The sequence below is a fragment of the Luteibacter sp. P4_D7_3 genome, assembly GCF_056401735.1.
Genome location: NZ_JBFUIT010000341.1, coordinates 1 through 4,043, shown reverse-complemented (window position 1 = coordinate 4,043; position 4,043 = coordinate 1). Strand labels below are relative to the sequence as shown.

Below are 4,043 nucleotides of genomic sequence, written 5' to 3'. Positions count from 1 at the left end.
GATGTCGACGACAGCGCTAATATCAATGGCCTCAAAGGCCAGGCAGTGAGGGTTGCTCAGACGATCCGAGTACCGGTCTGCCGATGATGCGGCAGGCGCCTCACGCTACGGCGTGAGGTTCCATCCACCGGTCGCTGGCATCGCCGCTGCGGCCGGGAGCCGAGAGCTCCTTGATCTGACGCATCAGCCGGAGGATCTGCCGATGCAGGTCTTCCATGTTCGGCCGACGGGCATCGAGCGTCTCGTGATAGACCGAGGCGATCCACAGGGCCACGCCACGGGTGGCAATCAGCGGGTTTTCCGACCGGGCTTTGCCCAGGCCGATGTCCGGGCCGTGCCCGTAGGTGCTGTAGCGTTCTTCCGGCGGTGTGCCGTACAGATGGGGGAAGTCACAGGCGGCTGCCTGCTCCATTTCGCGCCGGACCAGCTGTTGCAGGTCGGCATGCGTGCGGACTGGCAGGGCCAGGACCACGCGTTCGATATCCGCGAGCTGCCTGCGGAGGCGAATTTCGCGATTGACGGCAATAAGATGGCTGACGAGACGCATGGACGACTTCCCCTAGACGGATGCTTCTTCGGTCCAGGCCCTTCCCCCGAGGGGCACCAGAAGCCCGAAGCATACGCTGCCCATACGTCAAATGTAAGACGTTTTCGTCACAAAGTGACGCCCGCCGTCACGTCTGTAACGGGSCGCCCACCCAGCGACCGATACGTTGTCCGACGACAACCTGCTGTTGTGGCTGGAGGGCATCAAGCTCGTAACCCTCCGGCAGCAGCAGGATAACCGTGGAACCCATGTTGAACCGGGCCATTTCGGCAAATCTCTCGAGGCGGATATCGCGGCCGGCGCAGTCCACCCGGATGATGTCCGAGGCGTAAGGCGGGATGGCCATGCCGTCCCAGACCGTCGCCACGCTGGATACCAGGATGGCACCGACCATGACCGAGACGAAGGGACCGTGCTCGCCCTGGAACCGGCAGACCAGACGCTCATTGCGGGCGAACAGGCGCGGGATGTCGGCGACGGCAAACGGAGCCACGCTGAAAATGCGCCCCGGCACGTGGGTGGTCCCGGTGAGCTCGCCTGTCAGCGGCATGTGCACCCGGTGGTAGTCGCGGGGCGACAGGTAGATCGTGGCGAAGCTGCCGTTGCGGAACGGTGCGGCCGCGGCTTCGTCACCGAGGAGCTCGGCAGCCGTGTAGTCCTGACCCTTGGCCTGGAAGATCCGCCCGTCGCGGATGCGTCCCGACTGGCTGATCCGACCGTCGGCAGGGCAGAGGATCGTCTGCGGGTCCGGATCGGCGCTGCGCGCTCCGGGCTTCAACTTTCGGGTGAAAAACGCATTGAAATGCGCATAGCTGAGCGGGTCTGGCTGGGCCGCCTGGCTCATATCCACGTCGTAGCGCTGCACGATCTCCCCGATCAGGAAGTTCTTCCACGGGGCCCACTCCCACCGGGTCGCCCAATAGACGATGCGCGACAGGAAGCGGTGCGGGAGAATGTACTGCAGCAGGACGGTTGGCTTCATCGGCGGGAGTATAGGGGAGGACGCGGCGACGTTCAGCCCGTTACTTCCGTTCACCGCTTCGACCGCACCTGGGTCGGGGCTGGGGCCGTAATCTGGGGCTCGCTGGGATTTCTGCCGACGACGCTCTCGCCCTAGTAGGAGCCGATTCATCGGCGATCCCGCGGCAGCGGGGGCAGGTTCTCGGCCAGCACCCATTCGCCGATGAATCGGCTCCTACATGAGGCCGGCCCCAACGGCTACACGCCCGGTAAGGAAATCAATAAATGCCCGCACCCGCAACGGCACGAACCGGCTGTGCGGGTAAAGAAGATTGAATGGACGTGACCGCCCGCCAAGTTGTGGCAGCAATTCAACGAGCGTGCCCTCAGCCAGGTCACGCTCGACGATGAAACGGTACGTCTGAAACACACCTGCTCCCGCGCGGGCGAGCGTCACCCCGCCCAGCACATCCTCGCCCACGGTGAATGCGCTCTCGGCTTCGAACTCCACATCGTCACCGGATTCCCGAAACAACCACGGAATCCGCCGCCCGCTGCTGGGCAGGTCGAACTGGATGCATTCCAGCGTCGCCAGCTCGGCGAGTGTTCGAGGTGGCGGCCTGCGTTCGAGATAAGCCGGAGAGGCGATTACTACAAGCGCCGCGTCTTCGAGGTGGCGCACGATCATGGTGGAGTCCGCCTGCGCTCGCACACGAATGGCGAGGTCGAACGGGTCGTCGGCGAAGGCGATGTTGCGATTGCTTATGTGCAGGTCGAGCAGGACATCCGGGTGCTCGCGATGAAACGCGGGCAAGAGCGGGAGTAAGCGGTAGTGCGCGTAGGTCGTGGGTACGCTGATACGCAGGCGACCGGCTGCGCGTCCCTGYTGGCCCGTCGCCATCTGCTCGGCCTCGGCGAACTGGGCGAGTGCCTGGCGGCTTTGGTCGAGGTAAACGCGTCCCGCCTCGGTCAGGCGGATGTTTCGGGTCGTACGGACGAACAGGCGAACGCCGAGTCGTGCCTCCAGGCGGGCCACCGAGCGGCTCACCGCCGCCGGTGTGACCCCGGCCGCTGTGGCAGCGGCGGTAAAGCCCCCCAGCTCGCCGGCCAGGCAGAACAGTTCGATGCTGCCCAGCATCAGGTCGTCGAACTGCCTCTGCATGACGTTACACCGTGTAATGAGTCTTGTGTCCCGGATCTTATTTATCCCTGTCTGCCGTAGCAATAGATTGTGTTCCAGCCCGGCGCCGCCTGGCCCCGGAACACACAATCAGGAGTTCAATCCTCATGAGCACGAACAAGACAGCCATCGTCACCGGTGCCTCCAGTGGCCTTGGATTCGCCATCGCCAAGGCTTTCCTTGACCTCGGTTACAACGTCGTCGGTAACGGCCGCACCCAGGAGCGCCTCGACACGGCAGCGGCTGAACTCGGCAACCCGGACCGGTTCCTCGGCGTGGCGGGTGACATCAGCCTGCCGGAAACCGCCGAGCGCCTGCTCGATCACGCGCTGGAAGCCTTTGGCCAGGTCGATGTGCTGGTGAACAACGCCGGCATTTTCGTCGCGCGGGATTTCATCGACTTCACCGCGGCGGAAATCGACGCGGTGATCGACACCAACCTGCGTGGCTTCATCTATCCCACCCAGGTCGTCGCTCGCCACATGGTCTCTCGCAACCAGGGCAGCATCGTCAACGTGACGGCATCGGTAGGTATGCAGCCGGATCGTAATGTCCCGGGCACGATGGCTGTGTTGACCAAGGGTGGGTTGAACGCCGTGACACGTGGACTTTCGATCGAGCTTTCGCGCCATAACGTGCGCGTCAATGCCGTGGCGCCGGGCGTCATCGACACCCCGATGCACTCACCCGAGACACACGACTTCCTCAGTGGCCTGAATCCTGCCGGTCGCCTGGGTACGCCGGAAGAAATCGCCGAGGCCGTGGTTTACCTCGCGCAGGCTTCCTTCATCAATGGTGTGGTCCTGCCGGTCGACGGCGGCGGCACCGCCGGTCGCTGGTAATCGCCAACATGCCCTACGTCAATGTTCGTATCACCAAAGAAGGCAATACGCCTGAGCAGAAAGCCCAGGTCATTGCCGAGATCACCGAGACTCTCGAGCGCGTCCTTGGCAAACCACCGGAGGTGACCTTCGTGGTCATCGACGAGGTGCCGATGGAGGATTGGGGCTACAAGGGATTGCCCACGTCGAAGCTGCGGCCGCCGAATCCTGGCCCGGTCTGATAACCGACACCCAAAGCCGCTGACGAAACTCAGCGGCTTTTTTGGTTCTTCGCGGAATGCCAGGGCGCCGAAGGGGTCGGTTCACTCGCGTTGCGAGTGCGTGTTTTTAGCRGCTCGCGCGCCGCCGATTGCGTGAAGGGGTTAGGCGCAGAGCCTTCGGTGCCCACCCTCGCTGCTCAGACACGTCCTCCGCGTTTCGTAGCGGAAAGGCCGCTGCGCGGCCGTGTACTTATTTGGCCTACGGCCGCTCCACTTGTGCGGAACTCGCCTCGAGGGTGGGCACCGAAGACTCT

At 63.7% G+C, this 4,043-nt stretch carries 5 protein-coding genes; 2 read left to right on the top strand and 3 right to left on the bottom strand.

The annotated features are described in order from the left end of the window. Positions 1–100 precede the first annotated feature (100 nt). The 3 genes from AC1DSN_RS19425 to AC1DSN_RS19415 form a co-directional block, all read right to left on the bottom strand. Positions 101–547, bottom strand: coding sequence for a hypothetical protein (locus tag AC1DSN_RS19425; protein ID WP_063573830.1), 447 nt, complete (start codon positions 545–547; stop codon positions 101–103). Between the two features lie 127 nt (positions 548–674). Next, positions 675–1,529: an archaetidylserine decarboxylase gene (gene asd / locus AC1DSN_RS19420; RefSeq protein WP_477332311.1), complete on the bottom strand. Its 855-nt coding sequence runs from the start codon at positions 1,527–1,529 to the stop codon at positions 675–677. 213 nt (positions 1,530–1,742) lie between these two features. After that, the gene (locus AC1DSN_RS19415; protein ID WP_477332309.1) at positions 1,743–2,669 is read right to left on the bottom strand and encodes a substrate binding domain-containing protein; all 927 of its coding nucleotides are present in this window, start codon (positions 2,667–2,669) and stop codon (positions 1,743–1,745) included. 125 nt (positions 2,670–2,794) lie between these two features. On the opposite strand from AC1DSN_RS19415, the gene AC1DSN_RS19410 reads away from it, so the two are divergent. Together AC1DSN_RS19410 and AC1DSN_RS19405 are read left to right on the top strand one after the other, a co-directional pair. Continuing rightward, positions 2,795–3,529, top strand: a complete 735-nt coding sequence (locus tag AC1DSN_RS19410) for an SDR family NAD(P)-dependent oxidoreductase (protein ID WP_477332307.1) — start codon at positions 2,795–2,797, stop codon at positions 3,527–3,529. An 8-nt stretch (positions 3,530–3,537) separates the two neighbouring features. Further along, a complete protein-coding gene (locus AC1DSN_RS19405) occupies positions 3,538–3,750 on the top strand; it encodes a tautomerase family protein (RefSeq protein WP_046968935.1) in 213 nt (70 codons plus the stop codon). Positions 3,751–4,043: the final 293 nt, after the last annotated feature.

What these genes read in the sequence shown, in the direction of transcription:
- AC1DSN_RS19405 (WP_046968935.1), top strand. Translation starts at nt 3,538, where the DNA reads ATGCCCTACGTCAATGTTCGTATCACCAAAGAAGGCAATACGCCTGAG.
- AC1DSN_RS19410 (WP_477332307.1), top strand. Translation starts at nt 2,795, where the DNA reads ATGAGCACGAACAAGACAGCCATCGTCACCGGTGCCTCCAGTGGCCTT.
- AC1DSN_RS19425 (WP_063573830.1), bottom strand. Translation starts at nt 547, where the DNA reads ATGCGTCTCGTCAGCCATCTTATTGCCGTCAATCGCGAAATTCGCCTC.